The organism is Micromonospora sp. WMMD729 (assembly GCF_049315225.1).
Taxonomy (GTDB): Bacteria; Actinomycetota; Actinomycetes; order Mycobacteriales; family Micromonosporaceae; genus Micromonospora.
Map to the genome: position 1 here is coordinate 1,132,070 of NZ_CP186059.1, position 19,043 is coordinate 1,151,112.

15 protein-coding genes are annotated in these 19,043 nt (G+C 72.1%); 9 read left to right on the forward strand and 6 right to left on the reverse strand.

Going from position 1 to position 19,043, the window contains the following annotated elements; all coding sequences use genetic code 11:
- Nucleotides 1–35: 35 nt before the first annotated feature.
- Complete coding sequence (ilvD, locus tag ACN263_RS05230; RefSeq protein ID WP_422738699.1) at nt 36–1,883, reverse strand: dihydroxy-acid dehydratase; 1,848 nt, start codon at nt 1,881–1,883, stop codon at nt 36–38.
- A 129-nt stretch (nt 1,884–2,012) separates the two neighbouring features.
- Between ilvD and ACN263_RS05235 the strand changes: the two genes are divergently transcribed.
- The 5 genes from ACN263_RS05235 (at nt 2,013) to serA (ending at nt 10,019) form a co-directional block, all read left to right on the forward strand.
- Nucleotides 2,013–4,367, forward strand: a complete 2,355-nt coding sequence (locus tag ACN263_RS05235) for a putative bifunctional diguanylate cyclase/phosphodiesterase (RefSeq protein WP_422740601.1) — start codon at nt 2,013–2,015, stop codon at nt 4,365–4,367.
- A gap of 188 nt (nt 4,368–4,555) precedes the next feature.
- Nucleotides 4,556–6,433: an acetolactate synthase large subunit gene (locus tag ACN263_RS05240; RefSeq protein ID WP_422738700.1), complete on the forward strand. Its 1,878-nt coding sequence runs from the start codon at nt 4,556–4,558 to the stop codon at nt 6,431–6,433.
- A 2-nt stretch (nt 6,434–6,435) separates the two neighbouring features.
- The gene (ilvN, locus tag ACN263_RS05245) at nt 6,436–6,951 is read left to right on the forward strand and encodes an acetolactate synthase small subunit (RefSeq protein WP_422738701.1); all 516 of its coding nucleotides are present in this window, start codon (nt 6,436–6,438) and stop codon (nt 6,949–6,951) included.
- Between the two features lie 56 nt (nt 6,952–7,007).
- The gene (gene ilvC / locus ACN263_RS05250; RefSeq protein WP_422738702.1) at nt 7,008–8,021 is read left to right on the forward strand and encodes a ketol-acid reductoisomerase; all 1,014 of its coding nucleotides are present in this window, start codon (nt 7,008–7,010) and stop codon (nt 8,019–8,021) included.
- A 399-nt stretch (nt 8,022–8,420) separates the two neighbouring features.
- Nucleotides 8,421–10,019, forward strand: a complete 1,599-nt coding sequence (gene serA / locus ACN263_RS05255) for a phosphoglycerate dehydrogenase (RefSeq protein ID WP_422738703.1) — start codon at nt 8,421–8,423, stop codon at nt 10,017–10,019.
- Between the two features lie 115 nt (nt 10,020–10,134).
- Here the strand turns inward: serA and ACN263_RS05260 are convergent, their stop codons facing one another.
- Nucleotides 10,135–10,491 (reverse strand): hypothetical protein, encoded by a 357-nt coding sequence (locus ACN263_RS05260; RefSeq protein WP_355052173.1) that lies wholly within the window; start codon nt 10,489–10,491, stop codon nt 10,135–10,137.
- A 375-nt stretch (nt 10,492–10,866) separates the two neighbouring features.
- On the opposite strand from ACN263_RS05260, the gene ACN263_RS05265 reads away from it, so the two are divergent.
- Entirely contained in the window at nt 10,867–11,853 is a 987-nt protein-coding gene (locus ACN263_RS05265; protein ID WP_422738704.1) for a hypothetical protein, read from the forward strand.
- A 21-nt stretch (nt 11,854–11,874) separates the two neighbouring features.
- Here the strand turns inward: ACN263_RS05265 and ACN263_RS05270 are convergent, their stop codons facing one another.
- Nucleotides 11,875–12,717 carry an FAD:protein FMN transferase gene (locus ACN263_RS05270; protein WP_422738705.1) on the reverse strand — a complete coding sequence of 281 codons (843 nt, stop codon included), beginning with the start codon at nt 12,715–12,717 and terminating at the stop codon, nt 11,875–11,877.
- A gap of 226 nt (nt 12,718–12,943) precedes the next feature.
- On the opposite strand from ACN263_RS05270, the gene ACN263_RS05275 reads away from it, so the two are divergent.
- Together ACN263_RS05275 and ACN263_RS05280 are read left to right on the forward strand one after the other, a co-directional pair.
- Nucleotides 12,944–13,975 (forward strand): 3-isopropylmalate dehydrogenase, encoded by a 1,032-nt coding sequence (locus tag ACN263_RS05275; RefSeq protein ID WP_422738706.1) that lies wholly within the window; start codon nt 12,944–12,946, stop codon nt 13,973–13,975.
- Between the two features lie 162 nt (nt 13,976–14,137).
- Nucleotides 14,138–15,235: a branched-chain amino acid aminotransferase gene (locus tag ACN263_RS05280; RefSeq protein ID WP_422738707.1), complete on the forward strand. Its 1,098-nt coding sequence runs from the start codon at nt 14,138–14,140 to the stop codon at nt 15,233–15,235.
- Nucleotides 15,236–15,271: 36 nt separating this feature from the next.
- Here the strand turns inward: ACN263_RS05280 and ACN263_RS05285 are convergent, their stop codons facing one another.
- From ACN263_RS05285 to ACN263_RS05295, 3 genes are all read right to left on the reverse strand, one after another.
- Complete coding sequence (locus ACN263_RS05285) at nt 15,272–16,027, reverse strand: tyrosine-protein phosphatase (protein WP_422738708.1); 756 nt, start codon at nt 16,025–16,027, stop codon at nt 15,272–15,274.
- A 56-nt stretch (nt 16,028–16,083) separates the two neighbouring features.
- Nucleotides 16,084–16,542, reverse strand: a complete 459-nt coding sequence (locus tag ACN263_RS05290) for a PRC-barrel domain containing protein (RefSeq protein WP_422738709.1) — start codon at nt 16,540–16,542, stop codon at nt 16,084–16,086.
- Nucleotides 16,543–16,717: 175 nt separating this feature from the next.
- Complete coding sequence (locus ACN263_RS05295; RefSeq protein ID WP_422738710.1) at nt 16,718–17,248, reverse strand: carboxymuconolactone decarboxylase family protein; 531 nt, start codon at nt 17,246–17,248, stop codon at nt 16,718–16,720.
- Between the two features lie 211 nt (nt 17,249–17,459).
- On the opposite strand from ACN263_RS05295, the gene cimA reads away from it, so the two are divergent.
- Nucleotides 17,460–19,043, forward strand: coding sequence for a citramalate synthase (gene cimA / locus ACN263_RS05300; RefSeq protein ID WP_422738711.1), 1,584 nt, complete (start codon nt 17,460–17,462; stop codon nt 19,041–19,043).

Consider the following 19,043-nt stretch of genomic DNA (forward strand, 5'->3'; position numbering starts at 1 on the left):
GCGACATCGGCGAAGTCGCGTCGATCAAGCCCCGCTTACTCGGGGACGCGGCGGTAGGCGCCGTCGCTGGCCGAGGTGGCCATCGAGGCGTACGCGCGCAGCGCCGCCGACACCGGGCGCTGCCGGTCGGTCGGGGTGTACGGCTTGTCGCGCTTCTCCTCCGCCACCCGCCGCGCCTCCAGCTCGTCGGCCGGCACGTTCAGCTCGATCGACCGGGCCGGGATGTCGATGACGATTTCGTCGCCCTCGCGAACCAGCGCGATCAGCCCGCCGGAGGCGGCCTCGGGGGAGGCGTGTCCGATGGAGAGTCCGGAGGTGCCGCCGGAGAAGCGGCCGTCGGTGAGCAGCGCGCAGGACCGGCCGAGCCCGCGTCCCTTGAGGAACGAGGTGGGGTAGAGCATCTCCTGCATGCCGGGGCCGCCCTTGGGGCCCTCGTACCGGATCACCACGACGTCTCCGGCGACGACCTCCTTGGCCAGGATCGCGGTGACGGCGTCGTCCTGCGACTCGTACACCTTGGCCGGGCCGCGGAAGGTCAGGCAGTCGTCCGGCACTCCGGCGGTCTTCACGACGCAGCCGTCCGGGGCCAGGTTGCCGTGCAGGATGGCCAGGCCGCCGTCGGCCGAGTACGCGTGCTCGCGGTCGCGGATGCAGCCCTCGGCGGCGTCGGTGTCCAGGGACGACCAGCGGTTGGTGGTGGAGAAGGGCTCGACGGTACGCACCCCGCCCGGCGCGGCGTGGAACAGTTCGACCGCCTCCGGCGTCGGCGACCCGCCGCGCACGTCCCAGTCGGTCAGCCACTGGGCCAGCGAGGGGGAGTGCACGGCGTGCACGTTCCGGTTGAGCTGCCCGGCCCGGTCCAGTTCGCCGAGGATGGCGGGGATGCCGCCGGCGCGGTGCACGTCCTCCATGTGGTACTTCGGGGAGTTCGGGGCGACCTTCGCCAGGCAGGGCACCCGCCGGGAGATCGCGTCGATGTCGGCGACGCCGAAGTCCAGTTCCGCCTCGCGGGCGGCGGCGAGCAGGTGCAGCACCGTGTTGGTGGAGCCGCCCATCGCCACGTCGAGGGCCACGGCATTCTCGAACGCGGCCTTGGAGGCGACAGTGCGCGGCAGGACCGAGTCGTCGTCGCCGTCGTACCACCGCTTGGCGATCTCCACGACGGTCCGGCCGGCCTCGACGAAGAGCGACCGGCGCGCGGCGTGGGTGGCCAGCGTCGAACCGTTGCCCGGGAGCGCGAGCCCGATGGCCTCGGTGAGGCAGTTCATCGAGTTGGCGGTGAACATCCCGGAGCAGGAGCCGCAGGTGGGGCAGGCGGAGCGCTCGATCTCGCCGAGCTGGTCGTCGGTGACCGCCTCGTTCGACGAGGCGATCATCGCGTCGATCAGGTCGATCTTGCTGTGCACGATGCCCTCGATGGCCGCCGTCTTGCCGGCCTCCATCGGGCCGCCGGAGACGAAGACGGTCGGGATGTTGAGGCGCAGGGCGGCCAGCAGCATGCCTGGGGTGATCTTGTCGCAGTTCGAGATGCACACCAGGGCGTCCGCGCAGTGCGCGTTGACCATGTACTCCACCGCGTCGGCGATCAACTCGCGGCTGGGCAGCGAGTAGAGCATGCCCCCGTGCCCCATCGCGATGCCGTCGTCGACCGCGATCGTGTTGAACTCGCGCCCGACGCCGCCGGCCTCGGCCACCGCGTCCGCGACCAGGCCGCCCATGTCCTTGAGGTGTACGTGACCCGGCACGAACTGGGTGAAACTGTTGGCGATGGCGACGATCGGCTTGCCGAAATCGTCGTCGGTCATCCCGGTGGCCCGCCAGAGGGCCCGGGCGCCGGCCATCGTCCGACCGTGTGTGGACGTCCTCGATCGCAGCTCAGGCATGCGTACCAGCATGACACCGCCGCCGCGAAGGGCCCTGCGGGAGAGGGACGTGTCCCAACAGATGCACATCCGGTCTCCCGCGACGTGCGCTCATCCGGCACTCTTGTTGTCGTGCATCTCCCCCCGGGCATGGTCGCCGTCGCGGCGCTGAGCGGGCTGGTCGCGGCTGTGGCCACCGCGCTGCTGACCGTGGCCGCCCGGCGGCGGACCGGGCCGCGTCGACCGGCGCACCTGCTGCTCGCCGCGGCCGCCGGGGTGTCCCTCGTCAGCCTGCTGGCCGGGGTGGCGGCGGTGCTGTCGGCGAGCGACCACTGGGCTCACCAGCAGGGGCAGCGGACCGGATGGGCGACCGCCGTGGCGGTCGGTATGGCGGTGGCCGGGCTGGCCTTTGCGGCCGGGCTGCTCCGGCTGCCGGGGGTCGCCGCCACCGCTGCGGGGACCGCCCGGCTCGCGCTGGACGGCGTCACCGTGGCGGCGGCGTTGTGGTTCGTCGGCTGGGTGCTCTTCTCCGAGCCGACCCGGCTGCTCGGCGCCGCCACCCCGATGGCCTGCCCGGCGATCCTGGTCACGACGGTGAGCGCCGCGCTCGGCGCCGGCCTCGCCGTGATCGTCGTGTTCCGGGCCGCCGCGCCGCGTCGGCGGCTGGCCGTGCTCGCGACCGGCAGCACGGCGGTGAGCTGCGGCGGGCTGGGCCTCAGCGCGGGGCTCTGCCAGGCCGGGCCGACCATGGCGCTCACCGGGGCCGCGCTGCTCGCCGCCGGGCTGCTGACCGTCGCGCTCGAGGTGCGCCGGGCCGACCAGCCGGGCGAGATCGCGCTGGACCTCGTCGGTCGGGACGGCGAGTACGCCCTCGCCCCGATGTTGGCGATGGCCGCCTCGGCGATGTACCACCTGCTCCAGGACGGCCGCTTCACCGCCCCGGGCATCCTCGCCGGCAGCGTGGAGGGCTTCGCCCTGGTGGCCCGGCAGTACCTCACCCTCAAGGACGTCCGCGACTACGCCGGCCGGCTGGCCGAGCGCGAGGCGCACTTCCGTGAGCTGGCGCACACCGACCCGTTGACGTCGTTGGCGAACCGGCGCGGGCTGCTGCGGGCGTTGCACGACGGCGCGGCGGCGGGCACGCCGTGTGTCCTGCTCGGGCTGGACCTGGACGGCTTCAAGAACGTCAACGACATGCGTGGGCACGACGTGGGTGACGCCGTGCTGGCCGAGGTGGGCCGGCGGCTGCGCGGCAACCTGCGTCCGGGCGACGTGGCGGCGCGGCTCGGCGGCGACGAGTTCGCCGTGCTCATGCCGGCCCGGCCCGCCGAGGCGGACCGGGTGGCCGAGCGCCTGCTCGGGGTGCTGAACCGCCCGTACGACCAGCCGGAGGGCCCGGTCTTCCTGTCCGTGAGCATCGGCGTGGCCGGCTGGACCACCGAGCCGGACGTGGAGTTGCTGCTGCGCCACGCCGACCTGGCGCTGCGCTACGCCAAGCAACGCGGCAAGAACCGGATCGAGCGCTACGACGCGGCGTACGACCAGCTGCTGCGTCGCCGTACGACGGTGGAGCACGAGCTGCGGGGCGCGATCGACCGCGACGAGCTGCGGTTGGCCTTCCAGCCGGTGGCGTCGCTGCCGTCGGTACGGCCGGTCGGCGCCGAGGCGTTGCTCCGCTGGCACCACCACGAGCTGGGCAACGTCCGTCCGGACGAGTTCATCCCGCTCGCCGAGGAGTGCGGGATGATCTCCACGCTCGGCGCCTGGGTGCTGCACCAGGCCTGCTACCAGCTCTCCCGCTGGCTGGCCGACGGGCACGACGTCTGGGTCTCGGTGAACGTCTCGCCGCGCGAGCTGCACGCCCCGGAGTACGTGGTCCAGGTCGCCGAGGCGCTGCGCGCCCACCACGTACCGCCGCAGCGGCTGGTGCTGGAGGTCACCGAGCACGCGGTCGCCACCGACCTGGACGAGCTGATCCGGCGGCTGACCGCGCTGCGGCTGACCGGCGTCCGGATCGCGCTCGACGACTTCGGCGCCGGGTACTCGTCGCTGGGGCAGCTACGCCGGCTCCCCATCGACATCCTGAAGATCGACCACAGCCTGGTGGCCGAGCACGAGCCGGTCCGTCCGGTGGGCCAGGACGGTCCGGCGTTCGCGCCCATGGTCGACATCGTCATGCGGCTGGGCCACCAGTTGGGTATGGAGGTCATCGCCGAGGGCGTCACCACGCCGACGGAGTTGGCCGCGGTGGTCGCCGCCGGTTGCCGGTTCGGCCAGGGGGCGCTGTTCGGCTGGGGGGTGCCCGCCGAGCACCTGGAGGCGATGCTCGAGGCGGCCACCTCGCCGGGCGCCCGACCCGGTCCGGCGCCCGCGCAGCGTCGGGCGACCGGCGGGTCCGGGCAGGTCATGCCGCCGGTCAGCGGCGCGGCGTCGGCCGACGCGCCGCCATCCGTTAACCAACATGTGGGATCAGTTGACTCATCGCGTGAGATGCGTCAGGCTTAGCCGCATGTCGTCGTACCGGTCGCTGCGAGTACTTATCTGAGCGCACTCTCCTCCGTTGAGAGTGCGCTGGCCCCGTGCATCTGCACGAGGGCCGTTTTTATTGCCGTCGGAACCTGTCGCGACGGGCCCACGCCCACGTCGCATCGCTGAACAAGCCCCAGCCACTCCAGCCGAAGGCCAGAACCACCATGACGAGACCAACGCCCGAGACCCTCGCCCACACCGCCCGCCGGGCCCGCGCGACCGCCGACCCGGCCGGCGCCGCCGACCCCGCCCGCGCCGCCGCCACGCCGGCAGCCCCGGCCGTACGGACACCCGCCCCGGCCCAGGTCTCCGGCGCCGGTTCGCTGGTGCGGTCCCTCGAGGCGCTCGGCGTCGACGTCGTCTTCGGCATCCCGGGCGGCGCGATCCTGCCGGCGTACGACCCGCTCTACGACTCCGCCGTCCGGCACATCCTGGTCCGCCACGAGCAGGGCGCCGGCCACGCGGCGACCGGGTACGCGCAGGCCACCGGCAAGGTCGGCGTCTGCATGGCGACCTCCGGGCCGGGCGCGACCAACCTGGTGACGCCGATCGCCGACGCGTACATGGACTCGGTCCCGATGGTGGCGATCACCGGCCAGGTGGCCCGCCCGTCGATCGGCACCGATGCCTTCCAGGAGGCGGACATCCAGGGCATCACGCTGCCGATCACCAAGCACAACTTCCTCGTGCAGACCGCCGAGGAGATCCCGCAGGTGCTGGCCGAGGCGTTCCACCTGGCCAGCACCGGCCGGCCCGGCCCGGTGCTGGTCGACATCCCCAAGGACGTGCTCCAGGCGTCGACCACCTTCACCTGGCCGCCCACGCTGGACCTGCCCGGCTACCGGCCCACCCTGCACCCGCACGGCAAGCAGATCCGCGAGGCGGCCCGGTTGCTGGCCGGCGCCCGGCGGCCGGTGCTCTACGTGGGTGGCGGGGTGCTCAAGGCCGGCGCCACCGAGGGGCTGCGTCGGCTCGCCGAACTGACCGGCATCCCGGTCATCACCACGCTGATGGCGCTCGGCGCGTTCCCCGACTCGCACCCGCAGCACCTGGGCATGCCCGGCATGCACGGCACCGTCGCCGCCGTGTACGGCCTGCAGAAGGCCGATCTGATCGTCGCGCTGGGCGCGCGGTTCGACGACCGGGTCACCGGCAAGCTCGACTCGTTCGCTCCGGACGCGGCGGTGGTGCACGCCGACATCGATCCCGCCGAGATCGGCAAGAACCGGCACGCGGACGTCCCGATCGTCGGTGACGCCAAGCACGTCATCGACGAGTTGATCGCGGCGGTCACCGTCGAGCGGGCGGCGGGACGGGTCACCGACCTGGGTGACTGGTGGTCCCAGCTCGACGACCTGCGCAACCGTTACCCGTTGGGCTACGACGAGCCGTCCGACGGCACGCTCTCCCCGCAGTACGTGATCAAGCGGCTGGGGGAGATTGTCGGCTCCGACACGATCTTCGTGGCCGGGGTCGGGCAGCACCAGATGTGGGCGTCCCAGTTCATCTCCTACGACAAGCCGTACACCTGGTTGAACTCCGGCGGCCTCGGCACCATGGGTTACGCGGTGCCGGCGGCGATGGGCGCGAAGGTCGGCAAGCCGGACGCGGTGGTCTGGGCGATCGACGGTGACGGTTGCTTCCAGATGACCAACCAGGAGCTGGCGACCTGCGCGCTTGAGGGCATCCCGGTCAAGATCGCCGTGATCAACAACGGCAACCTCGGCATGGTCCGGCAGTGGCAGACGCTCTTCTACAACGAGCGTTACTCCAACACCGAGCTGGGCACCCACAAGCACCGCATCCCCGACTTCGTCAAGCTCGCCGAGGCGCTGGGCTGCGTCGGGCTGCGCTGCGAGACCGCCGAGGACGTGGACAAGACCATCGCCGCCGCCATGGAGATCAACGACGCCCCAGTGGTGATCGACTTCGTGGTCGGCAAGGACGCCATGGTCTGGCCGATGGTCGCCGCCGGCACCAGTAACGACGAGATCATGTTCGCCCGCGGCGTCCGCCCGGTCTTCGACGAGGATGACATCTGATCATGACTATGCACACTCTGTCCGTGCTCGTGGAGAACAAGCCGGGCGTACTGGCCCGGGTCTCCGGCCTCTTCTCCCGACGCGGGTTCAACATCGACAGCCTGGCCGTCGGCGAGACCGAGAACCCGGACGTCTCCCGGATCACCATCGTGGTCAACGCGGACTCGTCCCCGCTGGAGCAGGTCACCAAGCAGCTCAACAAGCTGGTCAACGTACTCAAGATCGTTGAGCTGGATCCGCAGGTCTCGGTCGCCCGGGAGTTGCTGCTGGTGAAGGTCCGCGCCGACCGGGCCGCCCGGTCCCAGGTGCTGGAGACCGTCAACCTGTTCCGCGCCCGGGTGGTGGACGTCGCACCGGACACGCTCACCGTCGAGGCCACCGGCACGCCGGACAAGCTCGACGCGCTGCTGCGCGACCTCGAGCCCTTCGGCATCAAGGAAATGGTCCAGTCCGGGCTGGTGGCCATCGGGCGCGGCTCGCGCTCGATCACCGCCGGTCCCGCGCTGCGGGCCGCCTGACCCATCCGCACAGACCACGACGGGCACTCAGGCCGTCGTACGAAAGGGAAGTTCTCATGAGCGTTGAGGTGTACTACGACGACGATGCCGACCTCGGCCTGATCCAGGCCAAGAAGGTCGCGGTGATCGGCTACGGCAGCCAGGGTCACGCCCACGCGCTGTCGCTGCGTGACTCCGGCGTCGACGTGGTGATCGGTCTGCCGGAGGGCTCGAAGAGCCGTCCCAAGGCCGAGGAGCAGGGCCTTCGGGTGCTCACGCCGGCCGAGGCCTCGGCCGAGGCGGACGTGATCATGGTGCTTGCGCCGGACACCGCCCAGCGCAAGATCTACGCCGAGTCCATCGAGCCGCACCTGGCTCCCGGCAAGGCGATCTTCTTCGGCCACGGCTTCAACATCCGGTACGGCCTGATCAAGCCGCCGGCCGAGGTGGACGTCGCCATGGTCGCCCCCAAGGGCCCCGGCCACCTGGTGCGTCGCCAGTACGTCGACGGCAAGGGCGTGCCCTGTCTGGTGGCCGTCGAGCAGGACGCCACCGGCACCGCGTTCGCCCTCGCCCTCGCGTACGCCAAGGGGATCGGCGGCACCCGGGCCGGCGCGATCAAGACCACCTTCACCGAGGAGACCGAGACCGACCTCTTCGGCGAGCAGGCGGTGCTCTGCGGCGGCGCCTCCGCGCTGGTGCAGACCGGTTTCGAGGTGCTCACCGAGGCCGGCTACGCCCCGGAGGTCGCCTACTTCGAGTGCCTGCACGAGCTGAAGCTGATCGTCGACCTGATGTACGAGGGCGGCATCGCCAAGATGCGGTACAGCATCTCCGACACCGCCGAGTACGGCGACCTCTCCCGGGGCTCGCGCATCATCGACTCCCGGGTCAAGGAGGAGATGCGCAAGATCCTCGGCGAGATCCAGTCCGGCGAGTTCGCCCGCGAGTGGGTCGCCGAGGACGAGGCCGGCCGGCCCAACTTCGCCAAGTGGCAGGCCGAGGGTGCGGCGCACCCGATCGAGGAGACCGGTAAGAAGCTGCGCGGCATGATGAGCTGGGTCGACCGCCCGATCACCGAGACCGCCTGACCCACCCCGAAAACCCGGTCCCGCGGCCCCCGGTCGCGCGCTCTCCCTCCCCAGCGCGCGCCCGGGGCCGTGCTCGTGCCCCGTGCCCCGCCCCACCCCTCGCCGATCTTGCACTTTCGGATGGCGATTTGTGGGGGTTGGCCCCTTAGGTCGCAGCAGAAAGTGCAAGATCGCGGCGGTGGGGGCGGGGTGCCGCGCATTTCGGGGTGGTGAACGGTCGATGACCGGGCTGTGAGGGCACTCACCCCGTAGACCGGAACACGCCGGCCAGCGCGGCCCCTACGATCGCGGGTAGGTGCGCTGCGCCGGCACCTGACGGCCACGGCACGGATCAGCACGGGGTGCAGTGCGGCGCCCCGCCACCCGCGCCGATCGCAAACACGACCTCTACGAGGACCGATGAATCCTGTCGTACTGATCGCCGAAGAACTCGCCCCCGCCGCCATCGAGGTGCTCGCCCACGACTTCGACGTCCGTCACGTCGACGGCACCGACCGTCCGGCCCTGCTCTCGGCGCTCTCCGAGGCCGACGCCGTCATCGTGCGAAGCGCGACCCAGATCGACGCCGAGGCGATCGCCGCCGCTCCGCGACTCAAGGTGGTCGCCCGCGCGGGTGTCGGGCTCGACAACGTCGAGGTGCCGGCAGCCACCGCGCGGGGTGTGATGGTCGTCAACGCGCCCACCTCGAACATCGTCTCCGCCGCCGAGCAGGCCGTCGCACTGCTGCTCGCCGTCGCCCGCAACACCGCCAGCGCCAGCGCGGCGCTCAAGGCGGGCGAGTGGAAGCGGTCCAAGTACACGGGCGTCGAGGTGCAGGGCAAGACCGTCGGCGTGGTCGGGCTCGGCCGCATCGGGGTGCTCTTCGCGCAGCGGATCGCCGCGTTCGGCACCCGGCTGATCGCGTACGACCCGTACATCCAGCCGGCTCGTGCGGCGCAGCTCGGCGTACGCCTGGTCGGGCTGGAGGAGCTGCTGCGCGAGAGCGACTTCATCTCGATCCACCTGCCGAAGACCCCGGAGACGGTCGGTCTGATCGGCGAGAAGGAGCTGGCGCTCGTCAAGCCCGGCGTCCGCATCGTGAACGCGGCCCGCGGCGGCCTGGTCGACGAGCAGGCGCTCGCCGACGCCATCGCCGAGGGGCGGGTGGCCGGCGCCGGCGTCGACGTGTACTCCAAGGAGCCCTGCACCTCCTCGCCGCTGTTCGCCTTCGACAACGTGGTGGCCACCCCGCACCTGGGCGCTTCGACGCACGAGGCGCAGGACAAGGCCGGGCTGGCGGTCGCCAAGAGCGTGAAGCTGGCGTTGCAGGGCGAGTTCGTGCCGGACGCGGTCAACGTCCAGGCCGGCGGCGTGGTCGCCGAGGACGTCCGCCCGCTGCTGCCGCTGGCCGAGAAGCTGGGCCGGGCCTTCACCGCCCTCGCCGGCGGGGTCGCGGCCAGCGTCACCGTCGAGGTGCGCGGCGAGGTCGTCGGCCACGACGTGTCGGTGCTCAAGCTGGCCGCGACGAAGGGCCTGTTCAGCTCGGTGGTCGAGGAGCAGGTCACCTACGTCAACGCCCCGCACCTGGCCGCCGAGCGCGGCGTCGAGGTCACTCTGGACAGTCAGGTCGAGACGGCCGACCAGCCCCTGCTGGTCACGGTGCGCGGCGCTCTGCCGGACGGCCGGGCGGTCAGCGTCTCCGGGACGGTCACCCACTCGGGCGGCCGGGACGTTCCGCGACTGACTGAGGTGGACGGTTTCGACGTGGAGATCGGGGCCGAGGGCATCCTGCTGTTCCTGCGGTACGCCGACCGCCCGGGCGTCGTCGGCACGGTCGGTACGCTGCTCGGCGAGTCGGGTATCAACATCGCCGCGATGCAGGTGGCCCGGCGCGAGGCGGGCGGCGAGACGCTGATGACCCTCACCGTCGACCAGGCGCTCGGCGCCGACCTGCTGACCTCGGCGGCCGACTCGATCGGCGCGACCGCGGCCAGCGCGGCGGATCTGCGCGACGAGTAGTCGGCGGCCGCCGCCCGACCGGCGGTGGCGGCACGGACGGCAGCACCACGGGGGGCCCGGCGACAGCGCCGGGCCCCTTCGTCGTACGCCGGGAGGTGTTCCGCCCCGGGAATGGTCAGTTCGGCAGCCGGGCCGGGGGCGGGTAGACCGAGCCGTCCTGGGGGTCGAAGAGCATCAACCCGTGCTCGCCGGCCAGCCGCTCGATGTCCAGCAGCACCTGGTCCGGGCAGGTCGGGTGCAGGTTCAGCTCGACGTGATCGTGCGCGGCGTGCAGCGGCGCGACCGCCCAGGGGCTGTCCGGGCCGGGGTGACGGTCCGGATAGGACGCGGTGATCGCCCGGTAGAAGCCGACGACGCGCGGGTCCGGGTATCGGTCCACGTGCCGCCCCTGCCGGCAACCCTCGACCGCTGCCCGCACGTCCTCGGGCGTCGCCCCGTCCTCCAGGGCCCACACACTCAGATCGAAACTCACGGCGGACAGCGTGCCATCCGTCGTTCACCATGTCGAAACTGCCTCGCCGCAGGCCAACCGCGGAGCTACTGCGGTGGCGTCCGAAGGAGTCCGCTGTGGAGACTCTTGCGTCGAGTTGCGTCGATTCGCTAGCGTACGACTGCGGTTACTGGCCGCCAGGCCGTGGCGCCGGCCCGTCTTCGGGTGGCGCGGCCGACGTCCGGCCCGACCGGTCCGCACCCCTCGATTGTGCGAGCCACGCGCACTCGTCGCTGATCGGCCCCCACAGCCGTTGCCGAGGCGGTGGGGGCCGATCGCAATCCTGGTGGCGACGGATGCTCGACGCAGCTCTCACCTGTGACTCCACGGCCGGCCGGGCGGCTATGATCGGCCGCCGTGACAGGCACTCGGCGCGGCGACGGCGACACCCGGCAGGGCGGTCGACGGGTGCGGCCGAGCCTGCTCCTCGCGGCCCTGACGGCGGTGCTGGTGACGGCCGGCTGTTCGACCGGTCCGACGACGCGCGAGGGCTCTGCGCTGTCCACCGGTGCCACCGAACCGCGATCGACGAGCGGGTTGGGTCCGGCCGGCGGCCGGCAAGCCGGCACGGTCAGCGCCGACGAGGCGCAACGCCGACGCTTCGCGGCGACCGCCGCCCTGCTCAAGGGCAGACCGGGAGTCCTCGGGATCCTGGTACGGGACCGGCGCACCGGCGAACTCTGGCGGGCGGGGACCACCGACCACCCGATCTGGACGGCCTCGACCATCAAGCTCGCGATGGCCGTCGGGCTGCTGGAGCGGTCCCGTGCCGGCGAGATCACCCTCGACGCCACCGCGCGTCGACAGATCGCCGACATGTTGAACTTCTCCTCCGACGACGCGGCCACCGCCCTGTGGAATCGCTACGGCCGTGACCAGCAGCTCAACCGCTTCCGGCAGCGCTACGGGATGACCGGGCTGACCACCGTGGCCGGATACTCGCGCTTCTGGGGGCACCTCAAGTGCACGGCGGACGACCTGCAACGGTTGATGTCGTACGTGCTGGACGACCTCGACCCGGCCGACCGTGCCTACCTGGTCCGCGCGATGCGGTCGGTCGGCTCGATCCAACGCTGGGGTGTCTGGGCGGCGGGGGCGGACCAGCGACCCGGCACCAAGGACGGCTGGTCGATCGAGCCGGATCCGGGCGGCGAGCACTGGGTCACCAACACGGTGGGCTTCGCCGGTGACGACCAGCGCTACGTCGTCGCCGTGATGTACCAGCTACCACCCGGCAAGGGCATCGACGTCGGGGTGCACACGGTCAGCGATCTGGTCGCCACCGTCTTCGGGGCGCGGACCCCGGCGCGGGTCACGGTGCCGGACCCCAGCACGGGTCGCTAGCGTCCGGAGTTGTCGCGGCGGTCAGCGTCGGTGGGCGAAGAGCGCCCGGTACTCCGAGCCACCCCGGAACCAGGCCAGCCCGGTGGGGCCGGCGGCGTACAGCGCGGTGGCGTACGCGTCGGCGACGGTCAGGTCCGGGCCGACGACGGTCGCGGCGACGAGGTGGTTGGCCGGCTCACCGGTGTGCGGGTCGACCACGTGCCCCTGCCGCCCGGACACGCCGGACGTGCCGACCGCGCCGGAGGTCATCTCCAGCACCAGCGGCGCACGGTCCGGCGCCGTCGGGTGGTGGATCGCCACCCGCCACGGTCCGCCGTGCGGCGCGCGGCCCCGGACCACCAGGTCGGCACCGGTGAGGACGGCGTAGTCGTGCACGCCCGCGGCGCGTAGCCGGCTGGCGGCGCGCTCGACGGCCCAGCCGCCCAGCAGCCCGCCCGGGTCGAAGCCGCCGGGCACCGCCCAGGCGTCGAACCAGCCGTCGGTGGCGGCGCGCATCGCCGCGCAGCGGTCCACCAGGTCGGCCAGCGGGGGGTACGACTCGGGGCTGACCTCGTCCCGACGCAACCGGGAGACCAGGCTCTCCGGGCGGTTCGGTCCGTACGTCAGGTCAACGGCGCGCAGTTCGGCGACGGCGTCCCGCAGTGCCTCGCCGACGCCCCGACGACCGAGTCGCTCGGACGCGTTGAGCAGCAGCGTGTACTCCGCCGTGGCGGTGCGTACGGTGTGCTGCACGGCGATGCGACCCTGGGCGGCGCCGGTGGGGTCGAACCGACGACGGCGGCTGCCGAGGCGGAGGTCGGGCCTGCGGTGCCGGAACGTCGACAGATCTGGCCAGCGGGTCCGTGGCTGCTCGTCGATGCGCATGGCGTCTGCCCCCCTCGCCGTTGACGTCGCGTCGTCACGACCACTGCTCGCGGGCCCCCCTGACCCGCTGCCCCCCACCGTAGGCAGCGCACATGATCGCTACATGAGTCCCAGCTGAGAGGGTGCTGTGCATTCGCCTGTCCCGAATGGTGGAAGCATCGTACCGGGGGGCGGGACGGCGACGTACCGTTGCCGGACAGGGCAGTCGAGCGTGGGGAGAGCGGGCGTGGCGCGGATCGCGGTGGTGGCCGGGGACGGCATCGGGCCCGAGGTGGTCGCGCAGGCCCGCAAGGTCCTCGACGCGGTGCTCCCCGGTGTGCAGGCCACCGAGTACGACCTCGGCGCCGCCCGCTGGCACCGTACCGGAGAGGTCCTGCCCGACTCGGTGCTGACCGAGCTGGCCGGGCACGACGCGATCCTGCTCGGCGCGGTGGGTGACCCCACGGTGCCGCCGGGGGTCCTGGAGCGTGGCCTGCTGCTCAAGCTCCGGTTCGCCTTCGACCAGTACGTCAACCTGCGCCCCTCGCGGCTCTGGCCCGGCGTCGCCGGTCCGCTGGGCAACGTGAAGCCCGGCGAGGTCGACCTGGTGGTGGTCCGCGAGGGCACCGAGGGGCTGTACGCCGGCGCGGGCGGGACGCTGCACCGTGACACGCCCGCCGAGGTCGCCACGGAGGAGAGCCTGAACACCCGGCACGGCGTGGAGCGGGTGATCCGCGACGCGTTCGCGCGGGCCGGTCGTCGGGAGCGGCGCAAGGTCACGCTGGTGCACAAGACCAACGTGCTGACCCACGCCGGGTCGCTGTGGTCACGTGCCTTCGCGGCGGTCGCCGCCGAGCACCCGGACGTCACCACGGAGTACCAGCACGTCGACGCTGCCGCGATGTTCCTGGTGACCCAGCCGCAGCGCTACGACGTGGTGGTCACCGACAACCTGTTCGGCGACATCCTCACCGACATCGCCGCCGCCGTCACCGGCGGCATCGGGCTGGCCGCGAGCGGCTGCATCAACCCCGAGGGCGCGTACCCCTCGATGTTCGAGCCGGTGCACGGCTCGGCGCCGGACATCGCCGGGCAGGGCGTCGCCGACCCGGTGGCCGCGGTCCTCTCGGTGGCGCTGCTGCTGGAGCAGCTCGGGCACGTCGAGGAGGCGGCCCGGGTCAACGCGGCGGTCGCCGCCGAGCTGGCCGGCCGTACCCCGGGTACGACGCTGCGCACGGCCGAGGTCGGCGACCGGCTCGCCGCCCACGCCGTAGCCTGACCGTCCCGGCCGGTTCACGGCCGGGGCGGATTCCGCCTGTCCGGGCAGTCCACCCGGTCCCGAGCGGCGCTACCTTCTGAACGACCGTTCGGGGTAAGTTTCTGGCACAGCCATGTCGGCGTGCGGTCCCGCACGCCGTTGTCCCGCAGGGAGGTCAGCGCGATGAGCGGTGGTGACAAGCTCGACTTCGAGATCCGTCCGAATCCCGCGCCGGTATCCGCCGCCGACCGGGCCGCCCTGCTGGCCAACCCGGGGTTCGGCCGAGTCTTCACCGACCACATGGTCACCATCCGCTACGCGGAAGGCAAGGGCTGGTACGACGCCCGGGTGGAGGCGCGGGGGCCGATCCCGATGGACCCGGCCAGCGCGGTGCTGCACTACGCGCAGGAGATCTTCGAAGGGCTCAAGGCGTACCGGACGGCCGACGGTGGCGTGACGATGTTCCGGCCGGACGCCAACGCCGCCCGCTTCGTCGAGTCGGCGCAGCGGATGGCGATGCCGGCGTTGCCGCCCGAGGTGTTCGTCGACTCGCTGCACAAGCTCATCGAGATCGACCGGGACTGGATCCCGACCGGCGAGGACGGCAGCCTCTACCTGCGGCCGTTCATGTTCGCCAGCGAGGTCTTCCTCGGCGTCCGTCCGGCCAACGAATACCTCTACCTGGTGATCGCCTCGCCGGCCGGCGCGTACTTCACCGGTGGCGTCAAGCCGGTCACGATCTGGGTCTCCCCGGACTACACCCGGGCGGCGCCCGGCGGCACCGGCGCGGCCAAGTGCGGTGGCAACTACGCGGCGTCGCTGGCGGCCCAGGCCGAGGCCATCGACGCCGGCTGTGACCAGGTGGTCTTCCTCGACGCGGTGGAGCGCCGCTACGTCGAAGAACTCGGCGGCATGAACGTCTTCTTCGTCTACGACGACGACACGGTGGTCACCCCGCCGTTGAACGGCACGATCCTGCCCGGCATCACCCGGGACGCGGTCATGACGCTGGCCGACAAGGCCGGGCACCGGGTGCAGGAGCGGCCGGTCTCGTTCGCCGACTGGCAGGCCGACGCGGCCAGCGGCCGGCTCCGCGAGGTCTTCGCCTGCGGCACCGCCGCGGTGATCACCCCGATCGGCGGGGTGCGCTTCCCCGACGGCGAGTTCCTGATCGGTGGCGGCGAGCCCGGCCGGGTCACCATGTCGCTGCGCCAGCAGTTGGTCGACATCCAGCGCGGCAAGGCCGCCGACCCACACGGTTGGGTCCGGCAGGTCCTCTGACGTCGCTCGGCTGACCGGCCCGTCCCGACGGGCCGGTCAGCCGACCTGACCGTCGTCGAGCAGGTGGTCGCGCAGGGCCGCGAGCTGTTCGTCGGTCACCCCGGCATGCCGCAGGTACGCCTCGACCGAGCCGTGCCCCGCGCGCAGCTCGTCCAGGAAGATCTGCATGGCCTCGGCGGGCGACGCCAGGAACGGCGCCGGCACCTCTGCGGCGTCCGGCATGCTGGCGGCCAGCCAGGCGCTGAACCGGGCCGATGCCTCGGTGCTCAAGGCGTAGTCGGCGGTGATGTCGGCGTCGTCGACGCCCAGCACGGCGAGGGTCAGGGCGCACACGATGCCGGTACGGTCCTTGCCGGCCACGCAGTGTACGACGGCCGGGGCGTTCGCCGAGTCGGCGATCAGCCCGATCGCCTCGCCCAGGCCGACGGTGCCGGTCTGGGCCAGGTCGGCGTAGCGGTCGGCGAGGTAGCGGGCCAGGTCGGTGCCCTTCTCGTGCGGTGTCAGCGACCAGTCCGCGTGCTCCGGGTGGATGTGCCGGTAGGTCAGCCCCGGATACGCCGGCACCCGGCCGTCGCGCTCCACCTCGGTGGGCCGGCGCAGGTCGATGACGGTGCGGATGCCGATCGCCGCGAACGCCGCCCGGTCCTGCTCGTCGAGCCGGTGCAGGGAGTCGGAGCGGTAGAGGCGACCACGGCGTACGGTGCGGCCGTCGTGGCCGAGGTAGCCGCCGACGTCCCGGAAGTTGAAGGTCGCGGGCAGCGTGATGTGACGTTCGTCGTCGATGGCGTCCACGTGCCCACGGTAACGGCCGGCGGGCTCGTGTCCCACCGGCCGTCGGGTCGGATCGGTCAGCGCGCGGTGCCCGGGGGGATCGCGCCGTACGTCTCGTCGTAGTAACCGCCGAGCTGGTCCCGGTACGCCGGGTCGCTGTGGCTGGTCTCGTCGTACTCCGGGGCGGCCTTGATCTGGTCGCGGGTGCGGTCGACGGAGACGGTGCGCTGGTCGTGGTCGACCTGGTTGACCGTGCCGGCGGGCAGCATCACCTTCTTGCCGAAGATCCACGGCCCGGTGTCCACGACCAGGTAGCTGCCGCCGACCTCGTGGCTGGCACTGTCGATCTTGCCGACCCCGCCGTCGGTGGCCTCCACCTTGTAACCGACCAGGTCGGCGTCGGCCACGGCCGCGGTGTCGCGGTAGCGCCACGGGTCGAACGTGCCGGCCGGCGCTCCGCCGGGCACCGCGCCCTGGTCGCCGCCGCGCAGCGGGTCCGGCCCGGCGTGGGCGGCGTGCGGGTCGATCCTGTCCATGCCGTTCACTCCTGACTGTCGCCGATCGTCTCGGCTTCGGTGTCGGTGTCTCGTGACGGGCTACCCGGCGGCGAGCCCTCGGAAACGGCGACCGCCCGGGAGGCGGCGGCAGGTCGGGGTGGGGGTCGATCGCGTCGAGCACCGTGCTCACGGCCCCGGGCCGGGGGACGGACCCTCAGGCCAGGGCCGCCTCGGCGTCCAGCGTGACCGCCGCCGCGTGCACGACGGCCGCGATCCGCAACGCCTCGTGCACCTGCTCGCGCTCGAAGCCACGGCGGCGCAGCGCCTTCTCCTGCGTCTGGAGGCAGATCTCGCAGCCGTGGATCGCCGAGACGCCGAGGCACCACAGCTTGAAGTCGCCCTTGTCCACGCCCGGTCGGGCGATGATCTGCATGCGGAGGCGGGCCGGCATCGAGGCGTACTCCTCGTCGCCCACCAGATGGGTGGCCCGGTAGTAGATATTGGTCATCGCCATGACGGCCGCCGCGCCCTTGGCCGCCGCGACGCCGTCCGGCCCGAGATGCTCCAGGGCCTCGGCGGCGATCTCGCGCAGCACCAGCGGGTTGCGGGCGGCGACCGCGCAGGCCAGGGCCGTACCCCAGGTCTGTGCCGGGGTCAGTGTCGACGTGCCGATGGTGGAGTCGAGGTTGTGGGCGATGTCCGTGGCGTAACCGGGCAGGGCCGCCCGGACGGTGTCCAGTCCCACGGGTCAGGCTCCTTACGTTCGCCGGCCAGGGCCGGGATGTCCCACCATATGGATTGTCTCTCCCAAAAGCGGGAGTGGGTGGCAGAGTGGCGATCGTGACCAGCACCGCCCTGATTATTGCGACCTAGCGCGCCGGCTCTCCCCTCCGCCGAGCGCGCAGACCTCCCGCATCCCGCGGGGGGTCTTTTTGTTGCTCCGAGAAAGGATCCTGATGACGTTCCAGGTCTACGACACCACGTTGCGAGACGGCGCCCAGCGCGAGGGGCTCACCTACTCGGTGGTCGACAAGCTGGCGGTGGCCCGGCTGCTCGACGAGTTCGGCGTCGGGTTCATCGAGGGCGGTTGGCCGGGTGCCGTGCCCAAGGACACCGAGTTCTTCCGTCGCGCCCGTACCGAGCTGACCCTGCGCCACGCCGTGCTGGTGGCGTTCGGCGCCACCCGCAAGGCCGGTGTCGCGGTCGCCGACGACCCCCAGGTGCGCGGCCTGCTGGACGCGCAGACCCCGGCGGTGGCCCTGGTCGCCAAGGCCGACATCCGTCATGTGGAGCGCGCGTTGCGCACCACCGGCGCGGAGAACCTGGCGATGATCCACGACACCGTCACCCACCTGGTCGCCGAGGGACGCCGGGTGTTCGTCGACGGTGAGCACTTCTTCGACGGCTACCGCCACGACCCCGCGTACGGCGCCGCCGTGGTGCAGACCGCGCTCGCCGCGGGCGCCGAGCGGATGGTCCTCTGCGACACCAACGGCGGCATGCTGCCGTCCCAGGTGACCGCCGCGATCAACGACCTGACCGACCGGCTCGGCGTCGACGCCGCGCTGTTCGGCATGCACGCCCAGAACGACACCTCCTGCGCGGTCGCCAACACGATCGCCGCCGTCGAGGCGGGTGTCCGCCACGTTCAGGGCACCGCCAACGGGTACGGCGAACGCCCCGGCAACGCCGACATCTTCGCGGTCGTCGCCAACCTTCAGCTCAAGCTCGGCATGCCCGTCCTACCGGAGGGCTGCCTGGCGCAGATGGTGCGGGTCTCGCACGCCATCGCCGAGATCGCCAACATCGCCCCCGACACCCACCAGGCGTACGCCGGGGCCGCCGCCTTCGCCCACAAAGCCGGGCTGCACGCGAGCGCGATCAAGGTCGACCCGTTGCTCTACAACCACGTGGACCCGTCGGTGGTGGGCAACGACATGCGGATCCTGGTGACCGAGATGGCCGGCCGGGCCAGTGTCGAACTCAAGAGCCGGGAACTCGGCCTGGACCTGGCCGGCCGTCCGGAGGCGCTGACCCGGGTCACCAAGCGGGTCAAGGAGCTGGAGGCCGGCGGTTGGTCCTTCGAGGCCGCCGACGCGTCGTTCGAGCTGCTCGTACGCTCCGAACTCCCCGAGGGCGGCCCGGCGCGGCCGTTCACCCTGGAGTCGTACCGGGTGCTGGTGGAGCACCGTGAGGACGGCGCGGTCGTCTCCGAGGCCACCGTGAAGATCCGGGTACGCGGCGAGCGGGTCATCGCCACGGCCGAGGGCAACGGCCCGGTCAACGCGCTGGACGAGGCGCTGCGGGTGGGGCTGGCAAGGCACTATCCGCAGTTGCGCGACTTCGAGCTGGCCGACTACAAGGTGCGCATCCTGGAGGGCAGCCACGGCACCGGCGCGGTGACCCGGGTCCTGCTGGAAACGGCCAACGGCACCGGCCGCGACTGGACCACGGTAGGTGTCCACCCCAACGTGGTCGAAGCCAGCTGGCACGCCCTGGTAGACGCCCTGACCTACGGCCTGGCCCCCACCCCCGTCTAA

What these genes read in the sequence shown, in the direction of transcription:
- ilvD (WP_422738699.1), bottom strand. Translation starts at nt 1,883, where the DNA reads ATGCCTGAGCTGCGATCGAGGACGTCCACACACGGTCGGACGATGGCC.
- ACN263_RS05235 (WP_422740601.1), top strand. Translation starts at nt 2,013, where the DNA reads ATGGTCGCCGTCGCGGCGCTGAGCGGGCTGGTCGCGGCTGTGGCCACC.
- ACN263_RS05240 (WP_422738700.1), top strand. Translation starts at nt 4,556, where the DNA reads ATGACGAGACCAACGCCCGAGACCCTCGCCCACACCGCCCGCCGGGCC.
- ilvN (WP_422738701.1), top strand. Translation starts at nt 6,436, where the DNA reads ATGACTATGCACACTCTGTCCGTGCTCGTGGAGAACAAGCCGGGCGTA.
- ilvC (WP_422738702.1), top strand. Translation starts at nt 7,008, where the DNA reads ATGAGCGTTGAGGTGTACTACGACGACGATGCCGACCTCGGCCTGATC.
- serA (WP_422738703.1), top strand. Translation starts at nt 8,421, where the DNA reads ATGAATCCTGTCGTACTGATCGCCGAAGAACTCGCCCCCGCCGCCATC.
- ACN263_RS05270 (WP_422738705.1), bottom strand. Translation starts at nt 12,717, where the DNA reads ATGCGCATCGACGAGCAGCCACGGACCCGCTGGCCAGATCTGTCGACG.
- ACN263_RS05280 (WP_422738707.1), top strand. Translation starts at nt 14,138, where the DNA reads ATGAGCGGTGGTGACAAGCTCGACTTCGAGATCCGTCCGAATCCCGCG.
- ACN263_RS05290 (WP_422738709.1), bottom strand. Translation starts at nt 16,542, where the DNA reads ATGGACAGGATCGACCCGCACGCCGCCCACGCCGGGCCGGACCCGCTG.
- cimA (WP_422738711.1), top strand. Translation starts at nt 17,460, where the DNA reads ATGACGTTCCAGGTCTACGACACCACGTTGCGAGACGGCGCCCAGCGC.